This is a genomic window from Rhizobium aureum (genome assembly GCF_030182495.1).
Taxonomy (GTDB): domain Bacteria; phylum Pseudomonadota; class Alphaproteobacteria; order Rhizobiales; family Rhizobiaceae; genus Rhizobium; species Rhizobium tropici_C.
This window is the reverse complement of sequence record NZ_JAQJCI010000005.1, coordinates 21,979-38,604: the sequence shown is the minus strand read 5'-3', so window position 1 is coordinate 38,604 and position 16,626 is coordinate 21,979. Positions and strand designations below refer to the sequence as shown.

General features: G+C 60.9%; 14 protein-coding genes. 10 read left to right on the top strand and 4 right to left on the bottom strand.

The window, feature by feature from the left end:
- Window positions 1-49 precede the first annotated feature (49 nt).
- Complete coding sequence (locus tag PH552_RS14295) at window positions 50-724, top strand: amino acid ABC transporter permease (protein WP_183762819.1); 675 nt, start codon at window positions 50-52, stop codon at window positions 722-724.
- Window positions 725-733: 9 nt separating this feature from the next.
- Here PH552_RS14295 and PH552_RS14290 read toward each other — a convergent pair whose 3' ends face one another.
- Window positions 734-1,249, bottom strand: coding sequence for a MarR family winged helix-turn-helix transcriptional regulator (locus PH552_RS14290; RefSeq protein WP_112340504.1), 516 nt, complete (start codon window positions 1,247-1,249; stop codon window positions 734-736).
- A gap of 97 nt (window positions 1,250-1,346) precedes the next feature.
- Entirely contained in the window at window positions 1,347-2,915 is a 1,569-nt protein-coding gene (locus PH552_RS14285) for a phytoene desaturase family protein (protein ID WP_183762816.1), read from the bottom strand.
- A gap of 397 nt (window positions 2,916-3,312) precedes the next feature.
- Between PH552_RS14285 and PH552_RS14280 the strand changes: the two genes are divergently transcribed.
- The 3 genes from PH552_RS14280 to PH552_RS14270 all read left to right on the top strand — a co-directional run bounded on the left by PH552_RS14280 (window position 3,313) and on the right by PH552_RS14270 (window position 6,286).
- The gene (locus PH552_RS14280) at window positions 3,313-4,095 is read left to right on the top strand and encodes a cyclase family protein (RefSeq protein WP_183762813.1); all 783 of its coding nucleotides are present in this window, start codon (window positions 3,313-3,315) and stop codon (window positions 4,093-4,095) included.
- 70 nt (window positions 4,096-4,165) lie between these two features.
- Window positions 4,166-5,755: a phytoene desaturase family protein gene (locus tag PH552_RS14275; RefSeq protein WP_183762810.1), complete on the top strand. Its 1,590-nt coding sequence runs from the start codon at window positions 4,166-4,168 to the stop codon at window positions 5,753-5,755.
- 24 nt (window positions 5,756-5,779) lie between these two features.
- Window positions 5,780-6,286 carry a MarR family winged helix-turn-helix transcriptional regulator gene (locus PH552_RS14270; protein WP_112340509.1) on the top strand — a complete coding sequence of 169 codons (507 nt, stop codon included), beginning with the start codon at window positions 5,780-5,782 and terminating at the stop codon, window positions 6,284-6,286.
- 191 nt (window positions 6,287-6,477) lie between these two features.
- On the opposite strand, the gene PH552_RS14265 is transcribed toward PH552_RS14270, so the two are convergent.
- Both PH552_RS14265 and PH552_RS14260 read right to left on the bottom strand, forming a co-directional pair.
- Window positions 6,478-8,037 (bottom strand): indolepyruvate oxidoreductase subunit beta family protein, encoded by a 1,560-nt coding sequence (locus PH552_RS14265; RefSeq protein WP_183762807.1) that lies wholly within the window; start codon window positions 8,035-8,037, stop codon window positions 6,478-6,480.
- Between the two features lie 9 nt (window positions 8,038-8,046).
- Window positions 8,047-10,200, bottom strand: coding sequence for a thiamine pyrophosphate-dependent enzyme (locus PH552_RS14260; protein ID WP_183762804.1), 2,154 nt, complete (start codon window positions 10,198-10,200; stop codon window positions 8,047-8,049).
- A 376-nt stretch (window positions 10,201-10,576) separates the two neighbouring features.
- Between PH552_RS14260 and PH552_RS14255 the strand changes: the two genes are divergently transcribed.
- The 6 genes from PH552_RS14255 to PH552_RS14230 all read left to right on the top strand — a co-directional run bounded on the left by PH552_RS14255 (window position 10,577) and on the right by PH552_RS14230 (window position 16,604).
- Complete coding sequence (locus PH552_RS14255; RefSeq protein WP_145644533.1) at window positions 10,577-12,112, top strand: ABC transporter substrate-binding protein; 1,536 nt, start codon at window positions 10,577-10,579, stop codon at window positions 12,110-12,112.
- A 227-nt stretch (window positions 12,113-12,339) separates the two neighbouring features.
- Window positions 12,340-13,347, top strand: coding sequence for an ABC transporter permease (locus PH552_RS14250; protein WP_183762801.1), 1,008 nt, complete (start codon window positions 12,340-12,342; stop codon window positions 13,345-13,347).
- Complete coding sequence (locus PH552_RS14245; RefSeq protein WP_183762799.1) at window positions 13,340-14,233, top strand: ABC transporter permease; 894 nt, start codon at window positions 13,340-13,342, stop codon at window positions 14,231-14,233. Before PH552_RS14250 ends, PH552_RS14245 begins: the two co-directional genes overlap by 8 nt.
- On the top strand, window positions 14,230-15,102 hold the full coding sequence (locus PH552_RS14240) for an ABC transporter ATP-binding protein (RefSeq protein ID WP_183762796.1): 873 nt from the start codon (window positions 14,230-14,232) through the stop codon (window positions 15,100-15,102). The genes PH552_RS14245 and PH552_RS14240 overlap by 4 nt, the downstream gene beginning before the upstream one ends.
- Window positions 15,099-15,950, top strand: a complete 852-nt coding sequence (locus PH552_RS14235) for an ATP-binding cassette domain-containing protein (protein WP_183762793.1) — start codon at window positions 15,099-15,101, stop codon at window positions 15,948-15,950. Before PH552_RS14240 ends, PH552_RS14235 begins: the two co-directional genes overlap by 4 nt.
- 90 nt (window positions 15,951-16,040) lie before the next feature.
- A complete protein-coding gene (locus tag PH552_RS14230) occupies window positions 16,041-16,604 on the top strand; it encodes a VOC family protein (protein WP_183762790.1) in 564 nt (187 codons plus the stop codon).
- Window positions 16,605-16,626 lie beyond the last annotated feature (22 nt).

Below are 16,626 nucleotides of genomic sequence, written 5' to 3'. Positions count from 1 at the left end.
CGGCGTGGGTATAAGAAATCATATCTTCGTTCTGCGCGCGGGAGTGCCAATGTCTTTCGTCGATACCTTCTTCAATTCCGACGTCATGATCTCGGCATTTCCCCAGCTGGTGCGCGGGCTTTGGATGACCATCGCGCTCGGTGTGGTCAGCATTCTGATCGGCGTGGCGGGCGGCCTCGTCATCAGCCTGATCCGCCTCTATGCCCCCAAGCCGCTGCAACTCCTGATGATCGCCTATATCGACATCATGCGCGCCATGCCGATGCTCGTCGTGCTGATCCTCATCTACTACGCGCTGCCTTTCATCGGCATCAGCTTTTCCGCCTGGTGGTCTGCGATCCTCGGCTTCTCGATCGTGCTGGCGGCCTATTCGGCAGAAGTCTTCCGCTCAGGGATCGAAAGCGTGCCGCGCGGCCAGTTCGAAGCCGCCGCAGCGCTTGGCATTCCCTTCCTGATCACGCTCTACAAGGTCGTGCTGCCGCAGGCGGTTCGCATCGTCATCCCGCCGACGACGAGCAACTGCGTGTCCATGTTCAAGGATACGTCGCTCGCGTCGACCGTGGCTTTGCCGGAACTGCTAAAAGAAGGGCAGAATGCCCAAGGCCTCTATGCCAACCCATCGCCGCTGATCATGGCCGCGCTGATCTATATCATCCTGCTCTGGCCGATGGTGCGCCTCGTCAGCGTGCTCGAGAAGAAATTCAAGAACGAGCGGGCTAGATAAGCACCGTCATCAGTCGAAGTCGGCACCGGAAAGATGGTTGCTGACTGAGGACTTCACCGCGCCGATATCCCGCCACAACTCGCTGACGATCGCGGGCTCCACATCCGCCATCAAGTCGCGCAGCCAGCCTTCATGGGCGGCGGCCATGGCGCTGAATTGAGTTTCGCCCTTCTCCGTCAGCTTCGCGACCGTCACGCGCCGGTCGCCGTCGGGCGTCACGCGCTGCACAAGGCCATCCGCTTCCAGCCGCTCGACAAGACCAGTGACATTGCCATTGGTGACCATGGTGCGCTTCGAAAGCTCCCCAAGCCGCAGACCCTCGCGTTCGCGATAGAGCTGTGCCATCAGGTCGAATTGCGGCAAGGTCGCGCCGAACTCATTGCGCAGCCGGCGACGAATTTCCTGCGAGATCAGCTTCGTGGTCGAGAGCATGCGCAACCAGAGCCGCAACTCCAGCTTTTTGCCTTCCTGCGCGCCCTGAACGATGATCTCCAGGTCAACGGTTGCACTTTCCGGTTCTGCCATCACGCCAGCTCAATTCAATGCTCTGCATTCACGATGTGAACGATCTAGGGACCGACATTTGAAATGTCAAAGGTTTACGCGTCAAGCCAAATGGTACTTATTTGGCCAGCATTTTCCCCAGCATGAAACCGGAGCCTGCCCCCGTTCCTGCACCCGGCCATGTCGAAGCCCCGCACATATACAGCGATGCCACGGGCGTCCGGTAACGCGAATAGCCGGCAACGGGGCGGAACAGGAAATTCTGGTCGAGATGATGGCTGCCCGAGAGATTGTCGCCGCCGACAAGGTTCGGATTCTCGTGCTCGAGATCGATAGGTGAAAAAACAGAACGGCCCAGTATCTTGCCGCGCAAGCCTGGGGCATAGCGTTCGACGATATCGAGAACGCGCTCTGAATAGGCATCCTTGATCTCGTTCCAGCTTGTGCCGGTGATCTCGCCGGCCGCATCGCCATGGAATTCCGCCGGCAGGACACGCACCTGTATCCAGAGCACATGCTGCCCGGCCGGCGCGCGCGACGGGTCGATGGCCGTCGGCTGCCCGACCACGAGCGCAGGCTCGGCCGGCAGGAGGCCGCCCATCGCCTCGGCATAGACGCGCGACATCATTTCAAGATCCGGCGCGATATGCACATAGGCGAAATTCTGCAGCGCCTGGCCCGCCGTCCAATCCGGAAGACCCGATAGCGCCAGATGGATCATCATCGTGCCGGGTCCAGCCCGGAAGCGGGACACCTTGCCGTCGAACTCCTGACGCGCCGGATCCCGATCCAGGAGCTTACCGAACAGGATCTGCGGATGGACATTGGCGATGACCGCCCGCTTCGCCTCGTAGCGGCGTCCATCGGCCAGCACGACACCCGTCGCCCTGCCGCCCGACGTGACGATCTTGTCGACGCGCGTTCCCAGCATCAGCTCGCCGCCCTTGCTCGTCAGCACGGCAGCCATCGCCTTGATGATCGTATCGGCTCCGCCCTTGCCGATCACCATGCCGAATGCCTGATTGGCCATGGATTCGAGATAGGGAAACAGCGCACCGCCGGCGACATCGGGCGCAAAGTCGAGATGCAGCCCCCAGGCGGCCATCATCGTCTTGAGCTTGGTATTCTGGAAACGGGCATCGAGAAAATCGCGCGGCGAGGCAAAGAGCATCCGGGCGGTATCGTACACCCAGCCCATCCCCTTTTTGCGCCAAGCCTTCCAGACGATCTTGGCCGCGGCCATAGATGGCATGGGCGAGCCGAGCAGACCGAAAATATGCGGGGCATCCGTCCCGAACTCAGAGAGCATGTTGCGCCAGGCGGCGGCATCCTGCGGCGAGATATCGGCGATGGCGCCAGCGGTCTTCTCAAGATCGGTGCTGACGCCGAGATAGGTGTTGTCACGAAAGACGCTCGCGAAGCAATCCGTGGCAGGCACGAAGCCCAGACCTTCGGCCAATAGCTCGTTCTTATACTGCGCGAAGAAGGCAGAGCCGGCGAACATGGAGAGATTCATGGCACAGAGATCATGCCGAAAGCCGGGCAGCGTCACCTCGCGCGTCTTGACCGCACCGCCAGGCTCCGCATTGCCCTCGATGACAGCCACTTTCCAGCCCCTGGAAGCCAAATGCACGGCCGCCGCCAAGCCATTATGGCCTGCCCCCACTATGATCGCATCATAGCTCATCGCTTGCCCCTCTTTGAATTGTGATTATTATTGTCACATGCATACATTCTGAGCTTTAAGCTTCAAGTATCTACAGGCGCGAATAATAGGGTTATGGCACAACTATAGGTAGAAGATCTACAAGCAGCCCCTGAGATTAACGTTCCTTTTCAGTATTTTATCGATCCAGTCCGGCTTCGGATCGAAGCCCAATTTTGACCTCCGGAAGTAGCCTGCAATGCTTGCAATATCATATATTGTGACATAGGCTCCCTTCATTCCGCCGCCGCGCGGGCCTGGTGCCAGGAGGAAAGGCACCCGCGCCTGGCGATACTGACTTCAAGCCTGATCCTGAACAAAAGACCCGCAGAAAGGCTCTTCCCATGGGATCATGCGACAACAAGGGGAACTCGAAAACATGACCGCTACCACACTCGCCAGCCTCGCCTCGGCCCTGCTTTCGGGCTCCGTCAAGGTCGTCGATCTCACGGCGCCGCTCGGCCCGGATACTCCGGTGCTCTACCTGCCGCCGCAGTTCGGCAAGAATACGCCGTCGGTCAAGGTGCACCAGATTTCCGAATATAACCAGGACGGCCCTTTCTGGGCGTGGAACTGGCTGGAACTCGGCGAGCATACCGGCACGCATTTCGATGCACCCTGCCACTGGATCACCGGCAAGGACAATCCGAATAATACGACCGACACCATCCCGCCGCAGAATTTCGTTGCTCCGGTCAATGTCATCGATCGCTCCAAGGAAGCAGCCGCCGACCCCGACTATCTGCTGACGGTCGACAGCATCAAGGAATGGGAAGCTGAGAACGGCGCGATAGAGGCCGGCAGCTGGGTGTTGCTGCGCACCGACTGGTACAAGCGCAACGGTTCGACCGAGACCTTCCTGAATGCCGATGAGAACGGCCCCCACTCTCCCGGCCCGACGGCCGAGGCGATCGAATATCTGCTGAGCAAGGGGGTCATCGGCTGGGGTTCGGAAACGATCGGCACCGATGCCGGCTCGGCCGGTGGCATGAACCCGCCCTTCCCGGCGCACAACCTCATGCACAAGGCCAACCGCTATGGCCTCGCCAGTCTCTCAAACCTCGACCAGCTTCCCGCCAAGGGCGCCGTGCTGATTGCCGCTCCGCTGAAATTCGTCAAGGGCACCGGTTCGCCGGTTCGTGCACTGGCATTGATTGCATGATAGTCTGAAAGGACCGGAGCCCGGCGGGCTTCGGCCCTTTCGTTCATCTTGCCTATGAGGGGCAGCGGCAATGGGCGATCATGATTACATCGTCGTCGGCAGCGGCATCAATGCGCTCGTCGCAGCCGCGATGCTCGGCAAAAAAGGCCACAAGGTGCTCGTCCTCGAGCGCAACGACCGCATCGGCGGTTGCCTGCGCACCGAAGAGATCACCGAACCCGGCTTCATCCATGACGTCATGGCAACGACCATGGTGCTGTTCCTCACTTCGCCGGCCTATGGCGCCATCGGTAAGGATCTCGAGGCGCGAGGCCTGGAATTTGCTCATGCCGAGCTTCCCACAGGCGTGCTGCGACCCAACGGTTCGCATGTGATCTTTTCCAAGAACAGGCAGCGAAATATCGCCACCTTCGACGAGTTGTCGCTCGGTGACGGACAAACCTTCTCCCGCGAGATGGAGGCCCTTGCCGCCGACGCGCCATTCCTGTTTTCCCTGCTTGGCGGTGCGTTGTGGTCCAGATCGACGCTGAAGACTGTTGCAAAGCAAGGCTGGAGCCGCGGGCTGCGGAAACTGGCTGCGTGGTTTGGCGAGGCCCTGACACCAGCGCGCGGCTATCTCGAAACCAGCTACAAATCAGAGGATATCCACGCCCTCTGGGCGCCTTGGGTACTTCACTGCGGCCTAGGCCCCGAAAGCGCCTATTCCGCCGAGATGCTGAAGGTCATCGGCTTTGCGCTGGAGCTGGGCGGCGCCCCGATCGTCAAAGGCGGAGCCGCGAAACTGCTGGCCGCCTTCGAACGGCTGATTGCCGATGATGGCGGCGAAATCCGTGTGAGTGCCGAAGTCGAGGCGATCGTTCCAGGCCCCAACCGCCGCGCCGGCGGCGTGCGCCTCGTAGATGGCGAGATATTAAGAGCGAAAGCCGGAGTGATCTGTTCCGTGACCCCCAACCAGCTCTACGAGCGGCTGATGGGAGATTGGCCGGATTCGCTGCCGGCCGAGATAAAATCCGGCGTCGCCGGCTATCGCTATGGCAAGGGCGACATGCAGATCCATTACGCCCTTTCCGAGCCGCCGCGCTGGAAAGCCGATGCCGAGCTCGGCAAGGTAGCGCTGCTGCATCTGACCCCGGGCCTCGACGGCGTCTCGCGCGCCGCCAACGAATGCGAGCGCGGCCTATTGCCTGCCGAGCCCACCGTCTGCGTCGGCCAGCCCATCGCGCTCGACCCCAGCCGCGCGCCGGATGGCAAATCGATCCTCTGGCTGCAGCTTCCCGAAGCGCCGCGCCACATCAAGGGCGATGCCGCGGGCGAGATCGAAACGCCGGAGGACGGCCGCTGGACAGAGGAGGTGCGCGAGCGCTACGCCGACCGCATCGAAGCCCTGCTTGCGCACCATATCGAGAATTTTGCAAGCATCAAGCTCGCGCGCCGCGCTTATTCCCCGGGTGATCTGGAAGCGATGAACATGAACCTTGTCGGCGGCGACCCCTATGGAGGCTATTGCGGCCTCGACCAGTTTTTCATCTGGCGTCCCCTCAAGTCATCTGTTAACCACCGCACCCACATACCAGGCCTCTACCACATCGGTGCTTCGGTGCATCCCGGTGCCGGCCTCGGTGGGGGCTCCGGCTTCCTGCTCGCATCGTCGCTGAAGTAACACGTTTCCGGAGGAATATCGTCGATGGAAGAACGGTTTTCAGGCACCGTTTTGAGGCGCAAGCGGGATGAGAACGCAAAGCGCCCGACCATGGGCGAAATCGGCCTCAATCACTTCGCACCCTATTTGATGAACCGGCTGATGGCCCGCTGGAATGCCAACCTTTCGGAAGAGCTGCGCGAATACGACATGACGACCGCGAAGATGCGCGCGCTTGCCGTCCTCAGCGTCTCCTCCAGCGTCACCATCAACGAACTCTCCGTCTTTGCCGTCACGGAACAATCGACGATGAGCCGCACTTTGGACTCGCTCGAGCAGCAGGGCTATATCCGCCGTCAGCCGCGCGCCGAAGACATGCGCATCCGCGATGTCTCGATCACCGAGGAAGGCCGCGCAGCCTTCGAGAAGGTCTGGCCGACCATGTACGACCTATTCCTGCAGATGTTCGACGGCGTCGACGAAGCCGAATACCGCACCTTCATCTCGACCCTGCACAAGGTGCTGCACAATATCAGGAAGCACGAGATCTGAGGAGATCGGGGGCCGCGGCCACCTCGTGGTTCGAGGCCCTGCCGTCTACGCTGCGGCTTTGACGTCAGAGCACCTCACCATGAGGTGGAGAGAGTTGCCCGACCAAGCGAAAAAGATCAGTCCTCATGGTGAGGTGCGCAGGTCCATCGGACCGGAGCCTCGAATCACGAGGGCGGGTGATTGACCCCGTCTCATAGCGTCTCTACAGTCTTCAGCGCCCCATCAAGCGCTACACCCTTCTCGTCCAGTAGTGCCGCCTGCCGGAGCCGCCGCATCCAGGCGGCACCATCCTCGCGGTCACGCAGCATCGGCAGCGCCGACATGACCCGATCGAACTTCGACAGCCCGCGCGCATGCGTATCGGAATAGCCTTTGACGAGGCGGCGGTTACCGAGCACTTCGACGGCGAGATCGTAATTCACGGCCAGCAGATTGGAGGCCGCAGCAAGCCAGGCCTCGCGATGCTCGACCTCTCGCGCATGACGCAGCGTGCCGCGACGGATACGGCGCAATGCCGAGACCATATAGAGGCTGAGGAACCAGAACAGCGTGCCGGTCTGAACGCGGCGTCCCTTGTTGATGAAGCGGTCGAGCCGCGCAAACAGGCGCGGCCGGCTTTCGATCCAGAGACCCATCGCCTTCGGCATGGTGCCGCAGACTTCATCCATGCGCGGATGCATGTATTCGGTCATGTAGACGATCTGGTCGTCCTTGGCGCCGACTTCCTTACGAACGCGCTCGAAGCGGGAACCGCGCACCTTCAGATCGGCAACGCGGATGACATCGTCATAAGCCATGGCGACGGCGACATACTTCGCCGCCTGCACGGTGAAGGCGAAATCCCTGTTCGCGCCGCCGGCCTTGCGATCCAGCTCATGAAGTGCCGCGACACGGCTCAAATACTCATCGGCATAGGCCGGGTCCTGATAATCGGTCAGCCTCTTGACGCCGGCAAACAGCAGCGGCCAGGCAACTTCCGGAAATTCCGAGCGGATGCGATTGACCAGCCGATCCAGAGCCGGATGACCGGCCGTCTCGGGCAGAGCATCGAAATGCTTCGGCGGCGTTGCGGAAACCGCATCGCGCGGCTTCTCCTTGACACGCTCAAAGGCGGCGTTGAATGCCTTCAGGCTAGGCTCGATGCCCTTGCCGCCGGCGCGTATCATCGCTTCGAAAGCCTGCTTGCCGAACGGCAGCGCACCTGAGCCGGCCAGAGCGCCGAACATGGAAGCCGAAATCACACTGCCGTTCCTAACGGCCATCGTTTCCATATCGAAGGCGATGGTGCGCTTGGCGGCGAAATCCGTAGCGTCGACCACCACCTCGGCATTGCCGATGCCATCGCCCGGCTTTTCCTTTTCCGCAACCGCAAAGGAGCGGTGCGTCGAGGCGATCAGCAGCGTCTTGTCCGGCGTGACCAAGCCGCGCAACACAGAGCGGCCAGCCTCCATCAACTCGGCCGCCATGACGACATCGACATCGCCCGGCGTCGGCATCAGCGAAAAGATCGGCGCGTGGCCATCCTTGGCCGGCAGCATCTCGATATAATAGATCGTCGCACCGGTACGCTGGGCAACGCCCGGCACGGAGGTCGTCTGCGCCATCCAACCTTCGGCTTCCGCAAGTCCAACGATCCAATCGGCCAGGACGCCGCCGCCCTGCCCACCCATGGCAAGGATGGCAAGCGACAGCGGCTTGGCTGTCGAAAGCCTGGCGACGCCGAGATCACTCATGCTCACATGCTCGTTCATCTCGCCCTCTCAATCTGAAAAGACGATGCGGCCGGCGCGGCGACGCGCCTGCAGCCAGCCGATGATGCTGGAGCGCATGCGGGCAACGAAGCGATCCCAACCCGTCGGGTTATGGATGATGTCGGCCCGATAGAAGGAGGGACAGAGCACCGCCGCCTCCGAGACCTCGCCGCAATTACCGCATCCCACGCAATTATTGTCGATCGCCGCCACCGGATCGTCCTTCAGCGGGTCGTCGGTAAGTTTGACCGACAACGAAGGACAGCCGGAAAGGCGGATGCAGGCGTGATCGCCGGTGCAGACATCCTCGTCCACGCCGAAGCGCTCCTTGACCATGCGCTTGCCGTCCTTGACAGCCTTGGCAAACTGCGGCTTCACGCGGCGCTGCTTGTTGAGCATGCATTCTGAGGAAGCAACGATGATCTTCGGCCCCGGTTCCTTCGAGGTCAGAGCCTCGCGCAGCGTGTCGCGCATCTTGGCGACATCATAGGTCCGGTCGATCTGGCGCACCCAGGTCGCGCCGATACCCTCGACGGCATTGACGATGGAATTGTTGGTCTTGCGGCGCGGATTGAGGGCGCGCGAAGACGGTATGTCCTGCCCGCCGGTCGCCGCCGAGTAATAGTTGTCGACAACGAGGATGACGCCGTCCTGCTTGTTGAAGACGGCATTGCCGACCGACGTCGCAAGCCCGTTGTGCCAGAAGCCGCCATCGCCCATGACGGAGATTACCCGCTTATCGGCCGCAACATTGAAGGCCGAGGCGGCTGCCGGCCCGAGCCCATAGCCCATGGTCGTACTGCCGATATTGAAGGGCGGCAGGATCGAGAAGAGGTGGCAGCCGATATCGCCTGATATGTGATGCTGGCCGAGTTCGCTCTCCACCATCTTCATGGCAGCGAAGATCGGCCGCTCCGGACAGCCGATACAGAAGCCGGGCGGGCGTGGCGGCACGACTTCGGCTAGAGCCTTGATCTTCGGGTCGTTGAGAACAGGCGTCGGATCCGGCAGCGGCGGCTGGTTGCCGAGCAGCACGCGTTGATGGACCTCCAGGAAATTCTTGATGCCCTTCATCAATACGGGCGCGGTATATTCGCCGCCCATCGGCAGCACGTCCTTGCCAGCCACCTTGGTCTGGATATCGCGGCGGCGCAGGATGGTATTCAGCGACTGCTCGATATATTCGGGCGCGCCCTCTTCCACCATCAACACGGCCTTCTTGCCAGCGCAGAATTCGGCGATCTGGTCATCGACAAGCGGATAGGCGACATTCAAGACATAAAGCGGCACGGCGGAATTGCCGTAGACATCGGCAAGTCCAAGCTGCTGCAGCGCGCGCAGCACGCCATTATACATGCCGCCAAGCAGGATAATGCCGACATCGCCTTCCGAGGGGCCGAAATACTCGTTCAGCTGGCGCTTCCTGATGAAATCGACAGCAGCCGGCCAGCGCTTCTCCAGCTTTTCCTTCTCATGCATGAAGGATGCGGGCGGCAGCACTATACGGTTGACGTCGCGAACCGGATTTTCCAGCGCCTGCCTCAGCGTATAAGCCGGCCGCTTATTATCCTTGGCGACGAACTGGCCGTGGACATGACAGCTGCGGATGCCGACCTGAAGCATGACCGGCGTGTTCGACACTTCCGAAAGCTCGAAGCCCTCTTCCACCGCCTGCACGATCGACGGCAGGTTCGGGCGCGGATTGAGCAGCCACATTTGCGATTTCATCGCATAGGCATGGCTGCGCTCCTGCATGATCGAGGAACCCTCGCCATAATCCTCGCCGATAATGATGAGCGCGCCGCCGGTCACCCCGCCCGAAGACAGGTTGGAAAGCGCATCGGAGGCGACATTGGTGCCCGCCGTCGATTTCCAGGTGACGGCGCCGCGCACCGGATACATGACGGAGGCGGAGAGCATGGCAGCAGCAGCAGCCTCCGAGGCCGACGTCTCGAAATGGACGCCCAGATCCTGCATCACGTCCTTGGCGTCTGCCAGCACGTCCATGAGATGGGAGATCGGCGAGCCCTGATAGCCTCCGACATAGGAAACACCGGACTGCAGAAGTGCCTTGGTGATCGCGAGAATACCCTCGCCGCGGAAGATATCGCCTTCCCCGAGCTTCAGATCCTCGACCTCGCGCGCAAACGATCGCTCGGCCATGACGTTACCCCTTTGCCCTTGTGGGCTTGTTTTAAATCATTTGCAAAATCATATTTTGAACTTCCTTGAACTGTCAACGAACATTTATGCGATACCGCCGCATCATTTTGCGATATCGGCCGTGCAGCAATACGCTGTCGCCAGTCGATATTGTTGACTCGAATATCTCCGTTGCACTCAGATATATGCGTATGCATAAAATTATGCGGACATGTGAAGCCGAATAGAATTGCGGACCGGGATTTTACGGAAGCACCAGAGAAAGCGCTTGCCGCTCCAAAATATGTATTTTAAGATTAAAACATTCCGACAATAAATCGCCAGCGGCAGTTGGGCGTCATGCTTTTCTGTCGCTTAACAGGGGAACGGAGTGACCATGACAACGCTTACTCGGCGCGAGGCCCTGAGCCTCGGAGCAGCCGCATTCATGACTGGGATTTTAGCCGGCAGAACGCCTGTGGAAGCAGCGGAAGCCGGCACACTGACCATCGCTTTCAACGTCAATTTGCCCTCTTTCGATCCGACGACAGGCCCGTCGGCCGTTAATCCGACGATCCAGGCGATCTATCGCTCGATCTTCGATCAGTATATCGGCCAGGGACCGGACCTGAAGTTCCAGCCGGGCCTTTTGACGGCCTGGGGCTGGAACGATGACAAGACCAAGGTCTGGATGGACGTTCGCGAAGGTGTGACCTGGCACGACGGCTCCAAGTTCACGCCGGATGATGTCGTCTGGTCGCTGGAGCGCGCCGCCAAGCAGGACACCGGCAATCCGATCCAGTTCATCTGGTCGACCGCGAACAATTACAAGGTGGAAGGCAACCGCATCACCGGCGATGTCGTCCGTTTCGAGCCGACCTATTTCAAATGGATGGCCTTCCTGACAGGCTATGTCCTGCCGAAAGATTATTATACCAAGGTGGGCGCGCAGGGCTTCGAAAAGAAGCCGATCGGCACCGGCCCCTATATGGTCGATGCCTATGAAGGCAATTCCTATCTGCGCCTGAAGGCGAACCCGAACTATTTCGGCGGCAAGCCGGCCTTCGATACCGTCATCTTCAAGTTCGTGCCGGATACGACCAGCCGCGTCGCCGAAATCGAATCCGGTTCGTCCGACGTGACGCTGGAAATCCCCTATGAGGATTTCGACCGGCTGAAGAAGAAGTCCGGTCTTGCGGGCGTCGCCACCCCGATCTCCGATATCGGCATGATCTTCATCAGCAATGTCGACCCGATGCTCGACAAGAATGTCCGCCTCGCCGCCAATATGGCGATCGACAAGGAAGCGATCATCAAGCGGCTGCTGCGCGGCTACGGCAAGCCGCTATCGACGCTGGAAGCGCCGGAATATGAGGCCTACGACGCGTCTGTCGAAATCCCGTATGATCCGGAACAGGCCAAGAAGCTTCTCGCCGCCAGCGGCTATTCGCCGGAAAAGCCGGTGAAATTCGCCATCAAGACGACCCGCGGCTTCAAGCCGAAGGATTACGAGATGATCCAGGCGATCGTCGGCATGTGGCGCAAGGTCGGAATCGAGGCTGATATCGAAGTCTACGAAATCGCCAAGCATTACGAGCTGCGCGCCGCCCACCAGCTCGGCCCGGCCGCCTTCTACAACTGGGGCAACGCCATCGGCGATCCCACGACCTCGACCGGCTTCGCCATGTTCGGCCCCTCGCCGCACTCGGCCTGGAAGACCAAGGATGTCGACGACATGCTGGGCCCGCTCTGGGTGGAAAAGGACGAGGCGAAGCGCATTGCCGGCTGGAAAGCGGCGATCAAATACATCGCCGAACAGGGCTATGTGATCCCGCTGCTGCAATATGCCCAGCCGATCGTCTATAAATCGAGCCTCAAGGTCACGCCGAACGTCTCCGGCGCCCTGCAGCCGACGCTGGTGTCGAAGGCTTGATGCGTCGGGTTTGAGTATGTGGCTGCCCCTCACCCTAGCCCTCTCCCCGTTTTGACGGGGAGAGGGGACGACCTTTGTACCCTCGTCTGGAAAGACGCTCGGAAGGAAGGCTGTGGGTGCTTCAATCCCCTTCTCCCGTGAAAACGGGGAGAGGTGGCCGATAGGCCGGATGAGGGGCCTGTACTCTCCATGTTACAGTCAGCACATGCGATCGGAACTCAAAACGCATGATAGCAGTCTCCATATTGAACCGGCTGATCATGGCCGCGATCACCCTCTTCGGAGTGGCGGTGATCGTCTTCGTCCTGCTGCGCGTCGTGCCAGGAGATCCGATCGCGATGATGATCTCGCCGGGTGCAAGCCCCGCCGATATCGCCGCGCTGCGCGCCCATTACGGGCTCGATGCAAGCCTGACCATGCAATTCTGGCTCTGGCTGAAATCGGTTCTGACGGGCGATTTCGGAACATCGATCTCCCTGAAACGCGATGTGTTGTCCCTGTTGGGAGAGCGCCTCCCCGCAACTCTGGAGCTTTCCTTTGCCGCGCTGGTCCTAGCGGTGCTTCTCGGCGGCGCGGTCGCGATCATCGGCATGCTTGTCCGCCGCACGATTTTCGAACCTGTGATCGACAGCCTGAACGGCCTTTTCCTGGCTGTTCCGGATTTTGTCTGGGCGCTGGCGCTGGTCCTTGTCCTCGGCGTTCTTTTTCCGCTTTTCCCACTCTCCGGACGCATCGATCCGAGTATCGACGCACAATTCGCGACCCCCTTCTACCTCATTGAAAGCCTTGCAACGTTTCGCTTCGGTATCTTCACGGACATCTGCGCCCATATGGTCATGCCGGTCCTGGCGCTCGGCCTGCCGCTGGCGGCCATCATCGCCCGCGTGTTGAAGGCCGCCCTCTCCGAGGCCATGGTGCAGGACTATATTCTGCTCGCCAAGCTCAAAGGCATGTCCGAGCCGCGGCTGGTGCTGCAGGAGGCGCTACGCAATGCCGTCGGCCCGACGATCGCGCTGACCGGCGTGCAATTCACTTTCCTGATCGGCGGCACCGTCATCGTCGAGCGCATCTTCGCCTATCCCGGCATCGGCAATATGGCGATCGATGCCGTCATCAATCGCGACCTGCCGCTGATTCAGGGATTGGTGCTGGTTTTTGGCGCTCTCTTCATTCTCGTCAATCTGGCAGTCGATCTCCTGGTCGCGGCCTTCAATCCGAGGCTCGCCCATGGCTGATGTCACCTCGCCCGCCATGTCGCGCCCGCCTTCCAGAATGACGAAACGCATTCTCGCGCTGCTTTCCGAGCCGAAGGTGATCTTCGGCGGCGGCTTCATTCTCATCCTCCTGATCCTTGCGATCTTCGCTCCTTACATCGCACCGAAGGATCCACTCGAGCAGGATCTGATGTCCGGCACTCTGCCGCCGGCATGGATCGAGGGTTCCGATCCGGGCTTCCTGCTCGGCACCGACGATCTCGGCCGCGACGTGCTCTCGCGCGCCATCTTCGGCACACGCATCGCACTCACGGTCGCCTTCGTCGCGGCTGGGCTCGCGGCCTTGATCGGCACCCTGCTCGGCCTTCTCGCCGGCTGGTATGGCGGCTGGGTCGACAAGGCGATCTCCCGCCTCGTCGATATCTGGATGGCCTTCCCGCCTGTGCTTCTATCGATCCTGCTCGTCGCCGTCTTCGGCTCCGGCGTGCATTCGGTCATCGCGGCCATCGCCATCATCGACTGGACGCGCTTCTGCCGTGTCGTGCGCTCGGAAACGCAGGCGCAGGCGCGGATGGATTATGTGACCGCCGCCCACACGATCGGCTTTTCGCGGGCCAGAATCCTCTTCAGCGAAATCCTGCCCAATGTGACGCCGGTGCTGATCGCCCTCGTCAGCCTGGAAATGGGCATAGCCGTCATCGTCGAAGCCATCCTGTCCTTTGTCGGCCTGTCGGTCTCCTCCGATACGCCGACCTGGGGCGGCATGATCGCCGAAGGGCGGCAAATGATCTACCAAGGCTGGTGGGTGCTCGTCGTACCGCTGCTCGCACTCTTTGCGACGGTGCTTGCCTTCAATCAACTCGGTGACGGCCTGCGCCGCGCCCTCGATCCGGTAATGCGTCGATGACATCTCCACTCCTCTCCATGACCGGCCTCAGCGCCATATCCGATCGCGACGGCGGCGCCCCGATCCTGCGCGATGTTTCCCTAATGCTGGAACGCGGTGAAGTGCGCGGACTCGTCGGCGAAAGCGGTGCCGGAAAGTCCACCATTGCCAAGGCCCTGCTCGGCATCCTGCCGCGCAGCGTCCGCATCACAAGCGGCTCGATCCTCTTCGAGAACCGCGACCTTCTCGCTCTCTCCGCGAGGGAATTGCGAGACATCATGGGCAGCGAGATCTCATTGATCCCGCAGGACCCGCAGACGGCCCTCAATCCCGGCCGGCGCATCGAAGCGCAGCTGACCGATGGCTTGCGGTTGAAACGGGGTATGTCATCGGGCGATGCACGGCGGCGCGCGCTGAAGCTGCTGGAAGAAGTCCATATCCGCGATCCCGAGCGTGTATTGCGCGCCTATCCCCACGAATTGTCCGGCGGTATGCGCCAGCGCATTCTGATCGCCGCCGCCTTCGCGCTGGAGCCGAAACTGGTGGTCGCCGACGAGCCGACCACCGCGCTCGACGTCACCGTGCAAAAGCAGATCCTGCGGCTGATCCGCGGCCTGCAGGAGGCGCACGGCACCGCCGTCATCTTCGTCACCCACGATCTCGGCGTCGTCGCCCAGATCTGCGACAGCGTGACCCTGCTCTATGCCGGCAAGGTCATCGAGCAGGGACGCACGAGCGACGTGCTGGCGCATCCCAAGCACATCTACACGAAATCATTGCTATCGGCCGGCCCACGCTACGACCGGCCGGATGCCGGGTTGACCCCGGTTCCGCAGGCCGTCTTCGAGCAACTGCGCCGCGAAATCGGCATTTCGGAGGGCGGTCGATGAGCAATTCCGATCATCTTGTGTCAGCCAGGGGCATCGAGGTCACCTATGGCGCCAAACGGCATCTTTTCGGACCACCAGGCCTTGGCATCAAGGTGCTGCACGGTGTCGATATCGATATCCGCCGCGGCGAAACCATCGGCATTGTCGGCGAAAGCGGCTCGGGCAAGACGACCCTCGGCCGCGCACTGCTGCGGCTGGTCGATGTGACGGCAGGCAGCATTCATTTCGATGGCCGAGACATCACGCATCTGCCCGATTCAGAGATGCGGCCGCTACGCCGCCGCATGCAGATGATCTTTCAGGACCCGATGGCCTCGCTCAATCCGCGCCACACGATCCGCCGCATCCTCGCCGAGCCGTTACTGCTGCATCGGCTGGCTGCGGACCGGAAAGAAGCCGAGCGGCAGGTTGCCGCAATTCTCGAACGGGTGACGCTGCCTCAGGCATGCCTCGACCGCAATCCGCATGAACTCTCGGGTGGCCAGCGCCAGCGCATCGGCATCGCGCGCGCCGCTCTGCTGAAGCCGGATTTCGTACTCGCCGACGAGATCGTCTCCGGCCTCGACGTGTCGACCCAGGCACAGGTTCTCAATCTGCTGAAGGAGCTTTCGCGCGATCTCGGCCTCTCCATGGCCTTCATCAGCCACGATCTCTCCGTCATCCGTGCCATCTGCGACCGCGTCTACGTCATGCGCAACGGTCGCGTCGAAGAAGAAGGCGATTGCGAGCGCGTCTTCACCGCACCCGCTTCCGCCTATACCCGCATGCTGCTGGACGCCATCCCCCTGCCGGAAGTCGACCCGCACTGGCTCGGCCGCGAAAGCCTGATGGAAGGGTCCGACGCATGAAGGTCGCCTGATCGGGTCGCAAAGCTCGGGCTTGCGACGCAGGCGCCAGCGAGACTGCAACAACATCGACATATGGAAAGGGAAAACCCGATGAAGGATCCTGTTTCAGCAGCAACAAAGACTGCGGGCCTGCCCGGTCTTCGTGGTCACGATCATACGGGATTGACGGTACCGGATATGAAGCAGGCAATCGACTTCTTCGAGAACGTGCTCGGCTGCGAGGTCATCATGTCATTCGGCCCGTTTGCCGACGATAAGGGCACATTCATGACCGATCTGCTTGGTGTCGATCCCAAGGCTCAAATCAAGCAGATAACCCAGGTGCGATGCGGTTTCGGATCGAACATTGAACTGTTCGAATATTCCGCGCCCGATCAGCGAGACCTCAAGCAGAAAAACAGCGATATCGGCGCGTTTCATATCTCGCTCTATGTGGACGACATTGATGCAGCAAAGGCTTATTTGGACAGCAGGAACGTTGCGACCCGGCTGGGGCCGCTCTCAATCACAGACGGTCCGGCAGCTGGCCAGTCGATCCTTTATTTCCAGGCACCGTGGGGCCTCCAGTTCGAGGCCATCAGCTATCCCAGAGGCATGGCTTACGAAAAAGATGCCAAAACCGTGCTGTGGAGCCCGAAGGATCCGGGTAAATGAAGCGAGGCGTCTCCTGACCGGT

Excerpts from the sequence above, each read along its gene's own strand:
- PH552_RS14230 (WP_183762790.1), top strand. The coding sequence starts at position 16,041 with ATGAAGGATCCTGTTTCAGCAGCAACAAAGACTGCGGGCCTGCCCGGT.
- PH552_RS14275 (WP_183762810.1), top strand. The coding sequence starts at position 4,166 with ATGGGCGATCATGATTACATCGTCGTCGGCAGCGGCATCAATGCGCTC.
- PH552_RS14280 (WP_183762813.1), top strand. The coding sequence starts at position 3,313 with ATGACCGCTACCACACTCGCCAGCCTCGCCTCGGCCCTGCTTTCGGGC.
- PH552_RS14270 (WP_112340509.1), top strand. The coding sequence starts at position 5,780 with ATGGAAGAACGGTTTTCAGGCACCGTTTTGAGGCGCAAGCGGGATGAG.
- PH552_RS14235 (WP_183762793.1), top strand. The coding sequence starts at position 15,099 with ATGAGCAATTCCGATCATCTTGTGTCAGCCAGGGGCATCGAGGTCACC.
- PH552_RS14250 (WP_183762801.1), top strand. The coding sequence starts at position 12,340 with ATGATAGCAGTCTCCATATTGAACCGGCTGATCATGGCCGCGATCACC.
- PH552_RS14295 (WP_183762819.1), top strand. The coding sequence starts at position 50 with ATGTCTTTCGTCGATACCTTCTTCAATTCCGACGTCATGATCTCGGCA.
- PH552_RS14245 (WP_183762799.1), top strand. The coding sequence starts at position 13,340 with ATGGCTGATGTCACCTCGCCCGCCATGTCGCGCCCGCCTTCCAGAATG.
- PH552_RS14290 (WP_112340504.1), bottom strand. The coding sequence starts at position 1,249 with ATGGCAGAACCGGAAAGTGCAACCGTTGACCTGGAGATCATCGTTCAG.
- PH552_RS14240 (WP_183762796.1), top strand. The coding sequence starts at position 14,230 with ATGACATCTCCACTCCTCTCCATGACCGGCCTCAGCGCCATATCCGAT.
- PH552_RS14285 (WP_183762816.1), bottom strand. The coding sequence starts at position 2,915 with ATGAGCTATGATGCGATCATAGTGGGGGCAGGCCATAATGGCTTGGCG.
- PH552_RS14260 (WP_183762804.1), bottom strand. The coding sequence starts at position 10,200 with ATGGCCGAGCGATCGTTTGCGCGCGAGGTCGAGGATCTGAAGCTCGGG.
- PH552_RS14255 (WP_145644533.1), top strand. The coding sequence starts at position 10,577 with ATGACAACGCTTACTCGGCGCGAGGCCCTGAGCCTCGGAGCAGCCGCA.
- PH552_RS14265 (WP_183762807.1), bottom strand. The coding sequence starts at position 8,037 with ATGAACGAGCATGTGAGCATGAGTGATCTCGGCGTCGCCAGGCTTTCG.